The following is a 555-nucleotide window of genomic DNA, read 5'->3' as shown; positions in this document are numbered from 1 at the left end:
TGTTGGCACGGATACACAAGGCGTAATCCGCTTTTTTTCCGTTTAACGAACCCAGCTTACGCGCAATGTCATCCCGATAGCGGCTGTATTTCAAAACTTTTTTGTAGTCGCCGTCTTTGGCAATATATTTGTAATACAGGTTTTTCACCCTACTCACCATATTGGGATAAAAAGAATCCCTGTCGTCGTAACACAGGTTGACGACGTCGAACCCCAAAAAACGCAGGTTTTTTTCGATGCACTTGTCGAGTTCGTACATATAGGGAACGGCAAGGATGATGGTTTTATTCATGATTCGGGTGTAATGCGGTTAATCAATGGGGTTTGTGTTTTCAGACGACCCTTTGTCGCCATCGAAAGGGTCGTCTGAAAACATCAATCTGCTTGGTTCGACAGTATTTCTTGATATAGGCCTGCCAATTCGTCTTTTTGTTCTGCAAAAGTCCGAATATGGCTTTTCGGCAATTCAATGACTGCGCCATCGTCCATCGCTTGATAGCGTTCGCAAACTTCGGCAATGGCGCGGCTCAATTCTTCCACGCCGCTGTCAAACGG

1 protein-coding gene and 1 pseudogene are annotated in these 555 nt (G+C 45.4%); both read right to left on the bottom strand.

From position 1 onward, the window contains the following. A pseudogene (locus ACTHUR_RS17120) lies at positions 1-292 on the bottom strand (hypothetical protein); the annotation flags it as partial. Between the two features lie 83 nt (positions 293-375). Beyond that, positions 376-555: hypothetical protein (locus ACTHUR_RS17115; protein ID WP_440399897.1), on the bottom strand; the 180-nt coding region annotated here is incomplete at its 5' end.

The sequence above is a fragment of the Neisseria sp. P0021.S007 genome, assembly GCF_051956855.1.
The sequence above is the reverse complement of the archived record's forward strand: the minus strand, read 5'-3'. Positions and strand labels throughout refer to the sequence as shown.